Source organism: Mycolicibacterium sp. CBM1, from assembly GCF_054073305.1.
Map to the genome: position 1 here is coordinate 1 of NZ_JBSXPP010000025.1, position 15858 is coordinate 15858.

15 protein-coding genes and 1 tRNA gene are annotated in these 15858 nt (G+C 65.0%); 10 read left to right on the forward strand and 6 right to left on the reverse strand.

Features of this window, described 5'->3' with window-relative positions:
• Nucleotides 1-68 precede the first annotated feature (68 nt).
• Nucleotides 69-1249 (forward strand): IS3 family transposase gene (locus ACXDF8_RS24550; protein ID WP_457224969.1). Its coding sequence is split into 2 segments (ribosomal slippage): nt 69-353 and nt 356-1249, totalling 1179 coding nucleotides; the frame shifts between segments, so codons are not numbered across the junction.
• Between the two features lie 215 nt (nt 1250-1464).
• On the opposite strand, the gene ACXDF8_RS24555 is transcribed toward ACXDF8_RS24550, so the two are convergent.
• The 3 genes from ACXDF8_RS24555 to ACXDF8_RS24565 all read right to left on the reverse strand — a co-directional run bounded on the left by ACXDF8_RS24555 (nt 1465) and on the right by ACXDF8_RS24565 (nt 3237).
• Nucleotides 1465-2454, reverse strand: coding sequence for a VapC50 family PIN domain-containing toxin (locus ACXDF8_RS24555; RefSeq protein ID WP_457225877.1), 990 nt, complete (start codon nt 2452-2454; stop codon nt 1465-1467).
• 18 nt (nt 2455-2472) lie between these two features.
• Complete coding sequence (locus ACXDF8_RS24560; RefSeq protein WP_457225878.1) at nt 2473-2931, reverse strand: helix-turn-helix domain-containing protein; 459 nt, start codon at nt 2929-2931, stop codon at nt 2473-2475.
• Nucleotides 2932-3154: 223 nt separating this feature from the next.
• Nucleotides 3155-3237 (reverse strand) — tRNA-Tyr (locus ACXDF8_RS24565).
• A 107-nt stretch (nt 3238-3344) separates the two neighbouring features.
• On the opposite strand from ACXDF8_RS24565, the gene ACXDF8_RS24570 reads away from it, so the two are divergent.
• The 6 genes from ACXDF8_RS24570 (at nt 3345) to ACXDF8_RS24595 (ending at nt 10151) form a co-directional block, all read left to right on the forward strand.
• Nucleotides 3345-3836, forward strand: coding sequence for a YajQ family cyclic di-GMP-binding protein (locus ACXDF8_RS24570; protein ID WP_457225879.1), 492 nt, complete (start codon nt 3345-3347; stop codon nt 3834-3836).
• A gap of 88 nt (nt 3837-3924) precedes the next feature.
• Nucleotides 3925-5439: a flavin-containing monooxygenase gene (locus ACXDF8_RS24575; protein WP_457225880.1), complete on the forward strand. Its 1515-nt coding sequence runs from the start codon at nt 3925-3927 to the stop codon at nt 5437-5439.
• Nucleotides 5440-5628: 189 nt separating this feature from the next.
• Nucleotides 5629-7893, forward strand: a complete 2265-nt coding sequence (locus ACXDF8_RS24580; protein ID WP_457225916.1) for a TPR repeat domain-containing protein — start codon at nt 5629-5631, stop codon at nt 7891-7893.
• Between the two features lie 134 nt (nt 7894-8027).
• The gene (locus ACXDF8_RS24585; protein WP_457225881.1) at nt 8028-8702 is read left to right on the forward strand and encodes a hypothetical protein; all 675 of its coding nucleotides are present in this window, start codon (nt 8028-8030) and stop codon (nt 8700-8702) included.
• Between the two features lie 62 nt (nt 8703-8764).
• Nucleotides 8765-9094: a WXG100 family type VII secretion target gene (locus ACXDF8_RS24590; protein ID WP_457225882.1), complete on the forward strand. Its 330-nt coding sequence runs from the start codon at nt 8765-8767 to the stop codon at nt 9092-9094.
• Between the two features lie 31 nt (nt 9095-9125).
• Nucleotides 9126-10151: an NAD(P)H-dependent glycerol-3-phosphate dehydrogenase gene (locus ACXDF8_RS24595; protein WP_457225883.1), complete on the forward strand. Its 1026-nt coding sequence runs from the start codon at nt 9126-9128 to the stop codon at nt 10149-10151.
• Nucleotides 10152-10162: 11 nt separating this feature from the next.
• Here the strand turns inward: ACXDF8_RS24595 and ACXDF8_RS24600 are convergent, their stop codons facing one another.
• Nucleotides 10163-10720 (reverse strand): hypothetical protein, encoded by a 558-nt coding sequence (locus ACXDF8_RS24600; protein ID WP_457225884.1) that lies wholly within the window; start codon nt 10718-10720, stop codon nt 10163-10165.
• Here ACXDF8_RS24600 and ACXDF8_RS24605 point away from each other — a divergent pair.
• Complete coding sequence (locus tag ACXDF8_RS24605) at nt 10719-10886, forward strand: hypothetical protein (RefSeq protein ID WP_457225885.1); 168 nt, start codon at nt 10719-10721, stop codon at nt 10884-10886. The genes ACXDF8_RS24600 and ACXDF8_RS24605 overlap by 2 nt on opposite strands.
• A gap of 15 nt (nt 10887-10901) precedes the next feature.
• Here the strand turns inward: ACXDF8_RS24605 and htpX are convergent, their stop codons facing one another.
• Both htpX and grcC1 read right to left on the reverse strand, forming a co-directional pair.
• Complete coding sequence (htpX, locus tag ACXDF8_RS24610; RefSeq protein WP_457225886.1) at nt 10902-11768, reverse strand: zinc metalloprotease HtpX; 867 nt, start codon at nt 11766-11768, stop codon at nt 10902-10904.
• 79 nt (nt 11769-11847) lie between these two features.
• Nucleotides 11848-12855 carry a nonaprenyl/(2E,6E)-farnesyl/geranylgeranyl diphosphat synthase gene (gene grcC1 / locus ACXDF8_RS24615; protein WP_457225887.1) on the reverse strand — a complete coding sequence of 336 codons (1008 nt, stop codon included), beginning with the start codon at nt 12853-12855 and terminating at the stop codon, nt 11848-11850.
• Between the two features lie 20 nt (nt 12856-12875).
• Here grcC1 and menJ point away from each other — a divergent pair, with 20 nt between their 5' ends.
• Together menJ and ACXDF8_RS24625 are read left to right on the forward strand one after the other, a co-directional pair.
• Nucleotides 12876-14150, forward strand: a complete 1275-nt coding sequence (gene menJ / locus ACXDF8_RS24620) for a menaquinone reductase MenJ (RefSeq protein WP_457225888.1) — start codon at nt 12876-12878, stop codon at nt 14148-14150.
• Nucleotides 14151-14290: 140 nt separating this feature from the next.
• On the forward strand, nt 14291-15856 hold the full coding sequence (locus tag ACXDF8_RS24625; RefSeq protein WP_457225889.1) for a phytoene desaturase family protein: 1566 nt from the start codon (nt 14291-14293) through the stop codon (nt 15854-15856).
• Nucleotides 15857-15858 lie beyond the last annotated feature (2 nt).

Consider the following 15858-nt stretch of genomic DNA (forward strand, 5'->3'; position numbering starts at 1 on the left):
GGGGCTGATGAACGGATCTGTGACATCTGAAATCGCTTGACGAGCTGTCAGGCTGGAAGGATGTCGTTGTGCCTAAGCCCTACCCCGAGGAGTTCCGCCGTGACGTGGTGCGGGTGGCGCGCGAGCGTGGCCCTGGGGTGTCTGTGGAGCAGGTCGCTCGCGATTTCGGGATTCACCAGACCACGCTGAATTCGTGGCTTCGTATGGCTGATGCCGATGAAGGCCCGAAGTCGGTCGCAGCCCCGGATGTGCTGCGAGAGAACCGAGAGCTCAAGCGGCGCAATCGCCTGCTAGAGCAAGAGAACGAGGTCTTGCGCAAGGCGGCGGCCTATCTGGCGCGAGGATCGCTACCGGGAAAAGGCTCTACCCGCTCGTGAAGGAGCTGGCCGCAGCCGGTGCCCCGATCCGGGTGCCGGTGGCGGTCTCGTGTCGGGTCTTGAAGCTTCACCGCCAGCACTATTACGCCTGGCTGTCGTGTCCAGTCACCGACGCCGAGTACGACGAGGCGCATTTGGCGAATGCGATCTTCGACGCCCACCGCGAGGATCCTGAGTTCGGTTACCGGCTGTTGTTCGATCAGGTCCGCGCCGCCGGCCACAACGTCAGTGAACGTACGGTGTGGAAGATCTGCTCGATCAACCAATGGTGGTGTGCGTTCGGCAAGAGACGTCGCGGCCGCAAGGGCTTACCTGGCGCCCCGGCGCACGAGGATCTGGTGCGTCGCAAGTTCACTGCGCTGGGACCAAATCGGTTGTGGCTCAGTGATATCACCGAGCACCCGACCGCTGAGGGCAAGGTCTACATGTGTGCGGTCAAGGACGTGTGGTCCAACCGAATTGTCGGATACTCCATCGCTGAGCGGATGACCTCACAATTGGCCGTTGACGCGATCGAGTCCGCCGTAGCCCGCCGCGGCGGCACAGTCGCTGGTTGCACGTTGCACACCGACAGGGGCGGCCAATTTCGTTCCCGAAAACTCCAGCGGTCGCTACGGCGCCATCAGATGCTCGGCTCCATGGGACAGGTCGGCTCCGCCGGGGACAACGCCGCCATGGAAAGCTTCTTCTCTCTGCTGCAACGCAACGTCCTCGACCGCCAACGCTGGCCCACCCGCGATGACCTCCGCATCGCGATCGTCACGTGGATAGAACGCACCTACCACCGCCGTCGAAGGCAAGCCCGCTTGGGCCGATTGACCCCCATCGAATTCGAAGCCATCATGACCCAGACGGCCAACCAGGCCGCCTAACCAACTGTCACAGAATCCTTCAGCAGGCCCGGATGTCCCGATTGCGCTGATTTCTGCGTGGCTGGGTCACGCTTCGAAGTCTTTGACGATGGCGGCATACGTTCATTCGCAGCCGGAAGCGCTCGCAGCGGCGGCAAGGAGTTTCGAGAGAGTCGTCGAGAACGGCACTCAGGCGCACTGATCACCTCGACATCAGGGCCGGGTGGAGCAGAACGTCACCGGCCTCTTACTTCAGCCGCCGAAGGAAAGTGACTCACGCCGAGTCCCCAAGCCCGCCAGACCCCGTCAGGGCCGCGAACAAGAGTCAGAATTCTTGCGTCGTAAATCGGCATGGCGGCGAATGCAACCGCGGCGTGTTCAGCTTCTGGCATGAACTTGACGTAAGCGATGCCATCGTCGCCAGGGCACCGCTCGACGAACTGCATGATGGCATGGTCGCGCAGCATCTCTTCGGCTTGGCTGTAGTCGCCCCATAGGCGGGGATCGACGGTCAGAGCGCGCAAAACATCGAGAAATTCAGCTGTGTCCGTCAGCGCCTGCCACCAGATGAACGCCGCGCCAAGCGGCACGTTAGGTGTGGGTTGGCCCTCTGGGAAGAACGCTTTAAAGGCTTCCTCTCCGCTGCGCATCTCCAATGGCAGTGGATCGCCCGGCTGGTGGCCAGCCTGGCGTAACTCAGCCTGTATCGCTGCCCGTGCGAACGTGGGCACGGTCCGCTCAAGGCCGAGGTAGTACTCAGTGATGGTGAATTGTGGACGGGTATACGCCTGCCGATGCTGCTGGAGGCACGCCAGTACTGAGGCGGGCTCAAGATCCAACTGGTCTTGCAAGAAATCGTCAGGGTGGACGACTTCGATGTCGTAGTGCGCCAAGGATTCCGGCGGGAAGTCACGGGTGTTAGCGGTGACAATGAGCGCAGCCCCGCCACGAACAGCTGCTGCCGCGACGTGGCGGTCTTTCGGATCATTGGTCATCGCCGGCACGAGATCTTCGAAGCCAGCCACGTTCGCGTTCGGGAACGCTGATGCCATCTGCGCGATGCGGCGGGCGGCTCTGCCGGGCTCAACTCCCAGCTTGACGATGTTTCGCTCGACTTCGGACAGGAGATCGTCCGACCACAAGGGTTCAAACAGCTCGGCGTCAGCGATTCGGAGCAGCAGGTCGGCGAGTTGGTAGGGCACCAGAACACACGCATCGAGGACCACCCGTATTCGGGACACGAGTCAGCGCGTCTCCCCGAACTCGCCCAGTCGGCCGTACGCGTCGTCGGCGGCCGCCTCAGCGTTCATCGCGTCGAGCGTGGTGCGCCGTTGATGACGGACCTGCTCCTGATAGGCCAGAAGATCGGTGAGCTGCACCCGGCGATGCCGGCCCGGCTGCGTGTATGGAATCGTGCCGGCTTTGAGCAGTTTCACCAGCGTGGGTCGAGATACTCCGAGAAGGTCCGCGGCTTCTTGCGTCGACAACACGACGCGTTGCGGCTCCAAGGTGACTGCTTGCCCACCAGCTAGTGCATGGACTGCATGAGTCAGCACTGCTCTCAGCTCAGGCGTCAACGGAAACGACTGACCGTCGGTCGTTTCGATCGCCAGAGGCGACGCCGCTTCCAGGGCGACGAGTAGCGCAGCTAGATCCCGGTCGGTATCGGCCGGGAAAATCGTGTGTTCAGCTGTCGCAGTCACACCACCATGGTAATTCGAAAGAATCGAAAACGCACCGTCCGTGCGGCCCACGTTCATTCGTCAACTACTCGGCGATTCACATATCTGGGATGTGCCATCCGCTGGTCGGATGGGACACCTAGCAAGCGACGCTGGCGCAGACTTCCTTGCGGCTTGTGACAATTCGTGACAATTTCCACCGTGGAACAAGACAAGCCCCCTCAACGAGGGGGCCTGACCAGCGTGGCAGGTACAGGATTCGAACCTGTGTAGGCTTTCGCCGACGGATTTACAGTCCGCTCCCATTGGCCGCTCGGGCAACCTGCCGGGGGTCGCACCCGCCGGGGTTCCCGTTTGGTGCGAGTAGCAGGGTACAACGAGGATGTACCCCGAACACAAACCGGCCGATCACAACCGAGGAGGACACGAGTCCAATGGCGGATTCATCGTTCGACATCGTGAGCAAGGTTGACCGCCAGGAGGTCGACAATGCGTTGAACCAGGCGGCGAAAGAACTGAGCACCCGGTTCGACTTCCGCGGCACCGACACCACCATCGCCTGGAAGGGCGAGGAGGTGATCGAGATCGTGAGCTCCACCGAGGAGCGCGTCAAGGCCGCAGTCGACGTCTTCAAGGAGAAGCTGGTCCGTCGCGACATCTCCATGAAGGCCTTCGACGCCGGAGAACCCCAGGCCAGCGGCAAGACCTACCGCGTCTCCGGCACCTTGAAGCAGGGCATCGACTCCGAACACGCCAAGAAGATCAACAAGCTGATCCGTGACGAGGGGCCCAAAGGGGTCAAGTCGCAGGTGCAGGGTGACGAGATCCGGGTGAGTTCCAAGAAGCGCGACGACCTGCAGGCCGTCATCGCGCTGCTCAAGGGAGCCGACCTCGACGTCGCCCTGCAGTTCGTCAACTACCGGTAGCAGCTCCTAGCCGAAGTCCTCGCTCGACCAACCGGTCAGTGCCTAGTGTGGTGAGCATCACCACCGCCGCGTTGAAGCGAGGACAGCGATGACCGCCACCCCCGAGACCGCACCCGTGCCCGCCGAGCAGGACGGCGGCTCCTACGACGTCGTCATCATCGGCGCCGGTATTTCCGGGATCGGGGCGGCCTACCGCATCCACGAAAGCAACCCGCGGGCGCGGTACGTGATCCTCGAACGCCGGGACCGCATCGGGGGCACCTGGGACCTGTTCCGCTATCCCGGGGTGCGCTCGGACTCCAGCATCTTTAGCCTGTCCTGGCCGTGGGAGCCGTGGGTCCGCAAGGAGGGCGTGGCCGACGGCGACCACATCCGCGAGTACATGCAGGACACGGCCCGCAAGCACGGCATCCTGCCGGCCATCCGCTTCAACACCCACGTGCACTCCGCCGATTGGGACTCGACCACCGACACGTGGACGGTGCACGTTACCGAGGATGGTGTCGCCAAGACCTATCGCGGGCGCTTCGTGTTCTTCGGCTCGGGTTACTACAACTACGACGAGGGCTACACCCCGGAGTTCCCCGGGCTCGGAAGGTTCACTGGCACCGTCGTGCACCCGCAGTTCTGGCCCGCAGACTTGGACTACACGGGCAAGAAGATGGTCGTCATCGGCAGCGGTGCCACCGCGGTCTCGCTGATCCCGGCGCTGGCGCAGAAGGCTGCCAAGGTGACGATGCTGCAGCGCTCACCGACCTACCTGCTTGCTGGCTCACGGGTCAACCCGCTGATCGAAGCGGTGCGAAAGGTGCTGCCCCGCAGGATCTCCCATGCTTTCGCCCGATACTTCGCGGTGGCATTCGAAAGTGTGGTCTGGTTCTTGGCGCGCACCGCTCCTGGGCTGGCCCGACGGTTGATCCGGGCGCAGAACGCCAGCCGGCTGCCTGCGGGCTATCCGGTGGATGTTCACTTCAAGCCGCGCTACAACGTGTGGGACCAGCGGCTGTGCCTGGTCGCCGACGGCGACATGTTCGACGCTATCAAGGACGGCCGCGCCGAGGTGGTCACCGACCACATCGACCACTTCGATGAGACCGGAATCGCGCTGAAGTCGGGTCAGCACCTCGACGCCGACATCGTCGTCACCGCCACCGGCCTGCAGCTGCAGGCGCTAGGCGGGGTACGAATCACGGTGAACGGCAACGAAATCAAGCCGCAAGACCGGTTCTCCTACAAGGCCCACATGCTCGAGGACGTGCCCAACCTGATCTGGTGCATCGGCTACACCAATGCGTCGTGGACGTTGCGTGCCGACATGACCGCGCGGGCAGCGGCGAAGCTGATCGCGTACATGGACACCCACGGCTACACGCACGCCTACCCGCATCTCGGGGGTGAGCCGATCGCCGAGAAGCCGACCTGGGACCTGCAGGCCAGCTATGTGCTGCGCAACCTGCACGCCTTGCCGAAGTCAGGGACCAAGCGGCCGTGGGTGGTTCGGCAGAACTACCTTGCCGACGCCATCGACCACAACTTCATGGCCAAGGTCGACGAAGACATGACGTTCGGGCGAATCGCGACCCCTGCGCGCGTCGCGGGCTGATCCGCGACCAACGCCTCGTCTTTGCCCATCACGTGAGCGGGCAACGTCGGTTGTCGCCCGAAGATGGGCATCAAGCCATCCTCCGGCGTGCGCTCTCACCAGCTATTTCAGCAGGTGAAGTGACGGAGGCGCGACGGCACGCTAAATTCTGACAAGGCGGCCAGCAAACGGAGGGAGGGCGCCGTGGGGATGTCGTTGGCCGAGCTGGACAAGTGGGATCCCGACGCGATCCACGCCGTGTTCTCCGCAGTCACCGACCACTCGGAATCGACCCGGTTGACTTCCGACGGCCTCGGCCAGGTGATCAACGCCGTCCCGTGGGAGGGCAAAGCCCACGACGCCGCGGTGTCGGCCAACTCCGATATCCGCCGTGACCTCAACCTGCACGCCGACGAACTCGATGCCGTCGCCAAGGCGGCCAAGGCCGCCGAGACCGAGATCCGGTCGATCAAGTCCGACTGGCAACACCTCCAGCAGGAGGCGTCCGCCGCGGGCATGACGATCGACCCCGTGGCTGGGACCGTCACCTACGTAAGGTCCTCGGACCCCGACGAGGCGGCGATCCAAGAGCACAACTACCAGGTGATTTGCGAGGAAGTGCACCGGCTGCTGCAACGCGCCGACCAAGCCGACGCGGATCTGGCCGCCGCCATCGACGGCGCCGACGGTCACAAGTCGGCCGATGAGGTGAACGAGCAACTCTCCGATCACTGGGTGGCTCCGGAGGACGCCGAGAAGGTGGTCCACGATGCGCTCGCCGGCGACAAGGGGGCTGCAGCCCGCGTCAACGGTGTGCTGGACAGCATCACCGAGGCACAGCAAGCGGGGGTTCCGCTGACCCCCGAGCAGGGCGCCGTGCTCAGCCAGCTACAGGCGCAGGAACACGGTATGTCGGTGGACGCGCTGCAGACCGCTGAGCAGCGGCTGGGTGACCAAAAGGACATGGTCGGTAACTCGTGGCAGCTGATGAGCAATCCTAAAATCAATTTCCCCAAGACCGAACTGAAGCCGGGCGCGCAGACCGATTTGAACTCCAGCGTTCGCGGCGGCTTCGATCAGCTACCCACCAGCGTCCAAGATGCCTTGAAGCAGACGACCTTCAGCGACGGATGGCTTGACCACGGCAAAGACCTGAGCATGATCGCCGGGATTGTGCACGACGGGGATTCGCACTTTCAGCACGGAACGGATGTCGACCGGGGTCTGATGGGCCGAGCCACCGATCTGATGCGGGTGTCGACGGACGAACAGCGGTTCGGACAGATGTTGAACGATCCGAACTTTGCGCTGCTGAATCCGTTGTCACAGCAGCTGTTCGAAGCGGGAAGCCCCGACCACATTGTGGACAGCGAGTTGGTGAACGCCGTGCACAACCCCCTGCTTGCCGATATGAAGCCCAACGAGTTCCTCTCGTACGCCACCAACAACCACTGGACTGATGGCGGTGCTGCGGTGGCCAAGGTGTTCGACTGGACCGGTCACGCGCCGAGTTCAGAGGCTCAGATCGCCGGTGCGACGGCGCACACCTATGCGAATTTCCTTGGCGACCAAGCCAAAGGCTTACTCGACATGCCCGGCCACCACACACTCGGTGAGATCAACCCGAAGTTGGTCCAAGGCTTCGCGCACGGCCTGGCACCGTATGTGCCCAACATCGCCGGTGAGCACAACGCGCTGAGCCAGTTCTTCGGAGATCTCGACGACGCAGCCTCACAGGGCAACGATCTGATGCCCAAAGCCAAAGGACTGTTCTCGGTGCTCAACACCGACCCGGAAGCGGCGAAGTTCTTCGACGGCAAGGCTTATGAAGAGATCCTGCGTGACCAGAACAGCTATGCGAAGGGCATCGCCGACGGCCTACCCGGTTCCGTGCTGGACAACACTCGCATGCAGGAGGCCGACACGATGCGGGCGTTGGTCGACGTCGGCACCAATAACGCGCTGGATGCCAAGGGCGTCAACACCGATCTGCGAGCGGCTGAAGCGTACGCGTCCAAATCGGCCGCCTACGACATGGCCGTCAACGTCTTGAGCGCTGGGGCCGACGCGACGCCGGCCGGCCCTGCCGGGGCGCTCGGTGTCGAGGCGCTTGGTTCTGCGTTGAAGTCCGACATCATCGGTGCCGCACCGAGCGCAACAGCACAAGCCGCTCTGTACCCGAATATGACGGAATTCGACGCCGATCGAGCGGTTCTCAATGGGTTGCATGCGAATGGGGTTGCGGTCGACCTGCCCCCTGGATTCATTGAAGATCATGCAACCGGCGGATCGCATATCTCGACGTACGCAGAGTATGCCGCGCAAGCCCGCGGCCAGGTACTGAGTGAAGCCCAATACAACACCGCGATCCGGCAGGCCCTCGCGTCGATCGTCGGCGCAGATAATGTGCCTACCGTCGGAATGGAGAAAGACACGTACAACGACATCATCAAAAACCCGCACCCTTGGAGTTGAGTGTGACCTATCGGGCGTCTCAAGCGGCTCGCCGAGTATTCGCCCTACTCGGAGCTGCGGTTCTGTTGACTTCATGCACCGAACACGTCAAGGGTGCGCCGGTTTCACCTCCACTGCCAGATCCATGGAAAGGCTTGACTGGTGACGTGCGCATGGTGTGGAGTGCCGAGCCGGGTATTGATCTGACTACCGGTCCGGCGGTAGTCGTGCGGGCCTATATCGAGTCGTACTTTCTCGCCAGCAGCATGGGCACACTCGACGTTGCGTATCCAGGATTCAGTCGAGCCCTGCCCGCGAAGCAGTCGAGCGGTGAGCCAGCTTCCGACGACCCCTGGCCTGATACCAACTATCCAGTGAAGTATCCCTTGGTGGGCACCAACAAGGATCACATACTGCGAGTGGACAACTCAGGCGAAACGACAGTCGCCGTAGTATGCGACTTTGCTTACGGTGTCGGGTTCGACCTTGGCGACGGCTCCTATGGACATGATTCGAACTTCGAGGATGACGGCGTCGGCACGATCTGGATGAAGATCGTGATGACAAGCCAACCACCCTCAGCACAGCGTGGCCCGGCGGCCGCACCGACGACCGACATCTTCAATGGCGCCCAGATCAGCGGACGTTTGGTTGACATCCAGAGGGACACTCCCCAGTGGCCGACGCGCGAGGCTGATGCCCAGGCCTGCCGAGACCGAGCACCGGACCCCAAAGAGCGGCGAACATTCCTCTGGCGGAATAAGCATCCACGCTCGGACTACCCCACCCTGCCGCCCTACCCCGGCTGGCCCGCGGCGGGTCCCTCCTAGGTGACGTGACAGCTCTTCCGAAACGCGGTATCACTGGTGATATCGCGTTCTGGAGGACACACATGCCTGCAAAGCTCTCCGTCGACCTCGACGCCCTGCGCCAGTCGGCAACCAAGGTCACCGGCCACGGTGACGATCTGCACGCCAGCCACACCACCGCCGGCACCCGCATCTCCGGCGCACAGGGCGGCTGGGCCGGCAAGTCGTCCCAGGCCCTGGCCAACCGCGTCGCCAAGTGGAACACCCGCACCACCGAGCTGGTCGCCAAGATCGGTGATCACGCCCAGGGCATGCACACCAGCGCCACCCACTTCCAAACCACCGAGCAGGACAACGCCCAGGCGCTGCGGGACGTCGCATCGCAGTTGCCGAACTCGACGAACTCCATGTGAACACCGGGGTGTCGGCAATACCCTGAACGCCATGACACCTGATCGCCGCGAACCCAACGTCGTCGTGCTCGGTGGCGGGTCCTGGGGCACCACCGTCGCATCCATCTGCGCCCGCCGCGGGCCGACCCTGCAATGGGTGCGTTCGGAGGAAACCGCCAAGGACATCAACGAGAACCACCGCAACTCCCGTTACCTCGGCGACGATGTCGAGCTGTCGGAAACCCTGCGCGCCACCACCGATTTCAGTGAAGCCGCCAACTGCGCCGACGTCGTCGTCATGGGGGTCCCCAGCCACGGCTTCCGGGGCGTCCTCATCGAACTCAGCAAAGAGCTGCGCCCCTGGGTGCCGGTCGTCAGCCTCGTCAAGGGCCTCGAGCAGGGCACCAACATGCGGATGAGCCAGATCGTCGAAGAGGTCCTGCCCGGCCACCCGGCCGGCATTCTGGCCGGCCCCAACATCGCCCGCGAGGTCGCCGACGGCTACGCGGCCGCCGCCGTTCTGGCCATGCCCGACCAACATCTCGCCGCCCACCTCGCGAAGATGTTCCGCACCAAGCGATTCCGGGTCTACACCACCGACGATGTCATCGGCGTGGAGATGGCCGGCGCGCTGAAAAACGTCTACGCCATCGCCGTCGGCATGGGCTACTCACTGGGCATCGGCGAGAACACCCGCGCCATGGTGATGGCCCGCGCCGTGCGGGAGATGTCCAAGCTCGGGGAGGCCATCGGCGGCCAGCGCGACACCTTCGCCGGCTTGGCTGGCATGGGCGACCTGATCGTCACCTGCACCTCCAAGCGCAGCCGCAACCGCCACGTCGGCGAACAGCTCGGCTCCGGTAAGACCATCGAAGAGATCATCGAGTCGATGAACCAGGTCGCCGAAGGCGTCAAAGCGGCCAGCGTGATCATGGAGTTCGCCGAGAAGTTCGGACTCAGCATGCCGATCGCCCGCGAAGTCGACGCCGTCATCAACCACGGGTCCACCGTCGAGCAGGCCTACCGTGGCCTGGTCGCCGAGAAGCCCGGCCACGAGGTCTACGGCGCGGGCTTCTAACCAGCCGCCGACTACCCGGGGAACGACGGGAACAGCGGGTTAGAGCCCTCCGGCCGGTCCAGCATCGGGCTGGGCCCGGAGGTGAACGTCGCCGTCGGCCCGACGACGAACCCGACCTGGTCGTGGGTGTTGACGCAGGCCACCGCCCCGCCACCGTCGACGCCGCAGGTGATCTCCCGGAAGTTCAACCGGGTGTTCGGCGGCAGCGGCTTGACCTCGCCGGCAGCGGAGAAGATCGGCCCACCCGTGCTGGAGAAGCCCGGTTCGCCGGATGCCCCGCCGCTGACCAGGTTGGCCCCGTCCGGGGCGCCGGGCAGCGGGCCGCTGCAGCCATAGCTGGTGTTCTGCCTGTTGATCACGCATGTGACACCGGGCGGGCCGGCGAACGCGTACCAGTTTCCGCCCATCGTGGTGTAGTCCACCGGGCTGATCGGGGTGTAGGCGTTCACGTTCGGAAGCACCGGTGCCGGGGCCGGCGCGGGAGAAGGATCGGCCCAGGCCGTGCCCGGCACGCCGATCGCCGCTGCTCCCGCCACGCTCAGCAGGCCGATCAGGATTCTGCTCGCCATGTCCACACCCTACGTAAGCGCCGCATACGGCGCGCGTTTGCACTTTCCCGGTCCTTCGGTCGAAGCTGCCCGGTTCGTTACCGCAATGCGGGTCCCACGCCAGCTGCGCGCGCTGCCTCAGGCCGGGATCGTCATCGCCACCAAGGCAACCGTTGCAGGGATGTGAGCCCCGGTCAGCGGGTCAGCGTCCGGCCATCTTCTCCAGCCGGGCGATCCGGTCCGGGATCGGCGGGTGCGTGGAGAACAACTTCCCGATCTTCTCCCCCGAGCGGAACGGGCTGGCGATCATCAGGTGGGCCTGGTCGGCCAGCTGCGGCTCCGGTGGGAGCGGAGCCTGCTCCACCCCGCCGCTGATCTTGCGCAGCGCCGACGCCAGCGCCAACGGGTCACCGGACAGTTCCGCCCCGGACTCGTCGGCTTGATACTCGCGCGAACGCGACACGGCGAGCCGGATCAGCGTCGCGGCGATCGGACCGAGCAGCGAAACCAGCAGCAGCGCAAAGGGATTGGCGCCACCGTCACGGTTGTTGCCGCCGAACATGCTCGCGAACATCGCGATGTTGGCCAGTGCGGTGATCACCGACGCCAGCGCGCCGGCCACGCACGAGATCAGGATGTCGCGGTTGTAGACGTGGGACAGCTCGTGGCCGAGCACTGCTCGCAGTTCTCGCTCGCTGAGCAGGTTCAGGATGCCGGTGGTCACGCACACCGCGGCGTTGCGCGGGTTTCGGCCGGTGGCGAACGCATTGGGGTTGGCCGTGTCGCTGATGTAGAGCCGCGGCATGGGCTGGTGTGCGGTGGTCGCCAGCTCGCGCACCATGGCATAGATCTGCGGGGCCTGCACCTCGGTGATCGGCTGGGCATGCATGGCACGCAGCGCCATCTTGTCGGAGTTGAAGTACACGTAGGCGTTCATCCCGAGCGCGAAGATCAGCGCCAGGAACATCACGTTGCGGCCGAACAGCGATCCGATGAACACGATCAACGTCGACATTCCGACGAGCAGCATGAACGTCTTGAACGTGTTGGCGGTCGGATGCCAGGTCATCGAGTATTCCTCCTACGAGCGACGCACTCTCCGCGACATTAACGCCCGGCACCAACCGGCAGGTTCCGCAAACCGCGTGTCAACCGTGCCGGTTGATCGTGTAATCCACCAGCGAGGCCAGCGCCCGCCGCCCTGGAACGTCCGGCAGTCCTGCCAGCTCTTCACCGGCCTGGGCGGCGTACCGCTCGACGGTGGCTTTCGCCCTGGCAAGCCCGGCGCCGCTACGCAGCAGCCCCAGCGCCTCGGCCAGCGCATCGTCGTCTTCGACCGGGCCCGCGAGCAACTCCCGCAGCCGGTCGGCGTCCGGGCCCGTCTCGGCCAGGGCATACAGCACCGGCAACGTGTGCACGCCCTCCCGCAGGTCGGTGCCGGGCAGCTTGCCCGACTCGTCGGGATCACTGTCGATGTCGATGATGTCGTCGGAGATCTGGAACGCCGTACCGACGATGCCGCCGAGCCGGCTCAGCCGCTCGATCTGGTCGTCGGTGGCACCGGAGAACGTGCCACCGAACCGGCCCGATGCCGCGATGAGGCAGGCCGTCTTCTCGTACACCACCTTCAGGTAGTGCTCGATCGGGTCGATGTTCTGCGCGGCACCCTTGGTCTCCCGCATCTGGCCGGTCACCAGCTGCGCGAACGTCTCGGCGATGATCAGCACCGCTTCGGGGCCCAACCGGCTCACCAGGCGCGAGGCCGTGGCGAACAGGTAGTCGCCGGCCAGGATCGCGATGTTGTTGCCCCAGCGAGCATTCGCGCTGGGCGCACCGCGGCGCATCTGCGCCTCGTCCATGACGTCGTCGTGGTACAGCGTGGCCAGGTGCACCATCTCGATGACAGCACCCGCCACCGTGACCTGCCAGGCGTCCGGTTCGGGCCCGATCTGCGCCGAGAGCACCGTGAACAGGGGCCGGAACCGCTTACCGCCGGCCTCGAACAGGTGCACGACGGCCTCGGTCATCAGCTCGTCACCGCCACGCAGTTCGGTGCTCATGAGCTCTTCGACCCGGGCCACCCCGTCGCGGACACTCTGGGCGAACTCCGGGTCCCCGAAGTCCACCCCTGCCACCACCGTCGCCGGAGTCCTCACCCTGCCAACATACTGGGGGCATGGACTACCGGTGGGCAGGAGGGCACCGACCCGGGAATTCGGCGCAGTGCGATGTGGTCGTCGTCGGGGCAGGCCCGGCGGGCTCGTCGGCGGCCGCCTGGGCCGCCCGCAGCGGCCACGACGTGCTGGTCGTCGACTCCGCCGAGTTTCCCCGGGACAAGGCCTGCGGTGACGGCCTGACCCCCCGCGCGGTGCTGGAGTTGCAGCGCCTCGGGCTCGATGAGTGGCTCGCCGGCCACATCCGCCACCGGGGACTGCGGCTGTCGGGCTTCGGCGCCGACATCGAGGTGCCCTGGCCCGGCCCATCGTTCCCCGGGACCGGCTCGGCGGTTCCCCGCACCGAACTCGACGACCGGATCCGCAAGGTCGCCGAAGACGCCGGTGCCGCGATGCTGCTGGGCGTGAAAGCCGTTGACGTGTCCCGAGATGTGCGGAGCCGGGTGGAAGCGGTGGTGCTGGCCGACGGGTCCGAAGTGCGGTGCCGGTGGCTGATCGTCGCCGACGGGGCCCGATCACCGTTCGGCCGGGTGCTGGGTCGGCAGTGGCATCAGGAGACGGTCTACGGCGTCGCGGCACGGGGGTACCTGGCCTCGCCGCGCTCCGGCGAACCGTGGATCTCCTCGGATCTGGAACTGCGTTCGCCCGCCGGCAATCGAGCCGGAGCGGGGCAGGTGCTGCCCGGATACGGCTGGATCTTCCCGCTCGGCAACGGCGAGGTGAACATCGGCGTCGGAGCGCTGGCCACCGCCAAGCGACCCGCTGACGTGGCGCTGCGCCCGCTGATCAAGCACTACGCCGACCTCAAGCGCGAGGAGTGGGGCTTCGAGGGCGCTCCCCGGGCGGTGGCCTCGGCCCTGCTGCCGATGGGCGGGGCGGTATCCGGTGTGGCGGGGCCGAACTGGCTGCTGATCGGCGACGCCGCGGCGTGCGTGAACCCACTCAACGGCGAGGGCATCGACTACGGGTTGGAAACCGGGCGGCTGGCGGTGGAGATGCTGGGCGCGGCCGACCTCACCACCGCTTGGCCATCGGTGCTGCAGAGCCATTACGGGCGCGGCTTCTCGGTGGCGCGGCGCCTCGGGTTGCTGCTGACGCTGCCCCGCTTTCTACCGCTGACCGGACCGGTAGCCATGCGCTCGTCGCACCTGATGGCGGTAGCCGTCCGAGTGATGGGCAATCTGGTCACCGACGAGGACGCAGATTGGGTGGCACGGGTGTGGCGCACAGCGGGGTCAGGGTCGCGGATTCTCGATCGGCGCAAACCGTTCAGCTGACGTGTTGAGTGAGCGTTGACGTCTGCGATCGACCGCCGATTCGCAGCGTCGCCGCTCACTGAACGACGGCCCAGGGCCGCACACCGTCCGTAATGACAATTTTGACAAAACATTGCCTGCTTGGGGCTAGGCTCCCGCGCATGACTGATTACGACGCGATCATCGTCGGCGCCGGACACAACGGCCTGACGGCCGCCGTGGTGCTGCAGCGCGCCGGTCTGCGCACCCTGTGCGTGGAGGCCAACACCTACAGCGGCGGCATGTCGGCCACCGTGGAGCTCATCGACGGGTTCAAGTACGAGATCGCCGGCTCCGTGCGCTTCCCCACCGCACCGAAGATCAACTCCGAACTCGGGCTGGACACCCTGCCGACCATCGAGAACGACGTCATGTCGGTCAACATCGGTGAACACGGCGAGGAAGCGATGATCTTCCACAACGACCCGATGGCGATGATGACCCATCTCAACGAGAAGCACGGCATGGACGCCGTGATGGCGATGGCCAACCTATACGCCTGGAGCACCGGTCCGCGAAAGGCGCTGGGCCGCTTCGACGCCCTGGCGCTGCCGAAAACCATCGACGAAATGTACGCCTGCGCCGCCGACGAGAACGAGCGCCGCGCGATCCACGAGATGCTGTTCGGCTCCGCGATGGACGTCATCGACCGCTTCCTTCCGGACAAGGACAAGCATGCCGTGATCCGCGGCATGCTGGCCTTCTTAGCGGTGAACTCCACCTACCGCGGGCCGTATACCCCAGGCAGCGCAACGTGTTTGGCGTTTGCCCTGGCCATCCCCGAAGAGGGCGGCCAGATGACCACCAAACTCAAGGGCGGCATCGGCGTGCTGGCCGAGCACCTCAAAGCGCTCTACACCGAGGAAGCCGGCGAGATGCGCTACCGCACCAAGGTCGAACAGATCCTGGTCGAGGACGGCCGCGTCACCGGGGTCCGCCTCAAGGACGGCGAGGTGATCACTGCTCCGATCGTGGTGTCGAATTTGGCCCCGGACACCACACTGCTGGATCTCGTTGGTGCCGAGCATCTTCCGTCGTCGCTGGTGACCAGGATGGCCGGGCGCGACCACCGGGCGTCGTTCATGCAGATCCATTTCGCCCTCGACGGGCTGCCCCAGTACGCAGCCCCCTACGACTTCCTCAACGAGCCTGGCATGCAGATGTCGGTGGGCATGTTCGGCTCACCGGAGGAGCAGCAGCGGCAGTGGGACAACTGCCGCTTCGGTACCGTCCCAGCGAACCCTGCGCTGTCCATACAGATCCCCACCGTCGGGGATCCGGAGATGGCCCCCGAAGGCAAGCACGCGGCCAGCGCGTACGCCTACGCCTTCCCGATCGAGGCGCCGCGCGAGCAGCATGGTCATCTGAAAACGCTGATGGCTCAACAGGTTGTCGACAAGATCACCCGGTTCGCGCCGAACTTCAAAGACATCCTGATCCGGGACATCACGTTCGCGCCATACCACATGAACACGATGTTCGGTGCACCCAACGGCGACTTCTGCCACGGTCTGCTGCAGCCGGAGCTGATGGGCCCGAACCGGCCGGGACCCAAGGGCTTCATCGACGAGCCGATCCCGATCGAGGGGCTCTATCTCGGCGGTGCGGGCTGCCACGGCGGACCGGGCATCACGTTCATCCCGGGCTACAACGCCGGCCATCAGGTGTTGGCCGACGCGGGCCGCTAGCG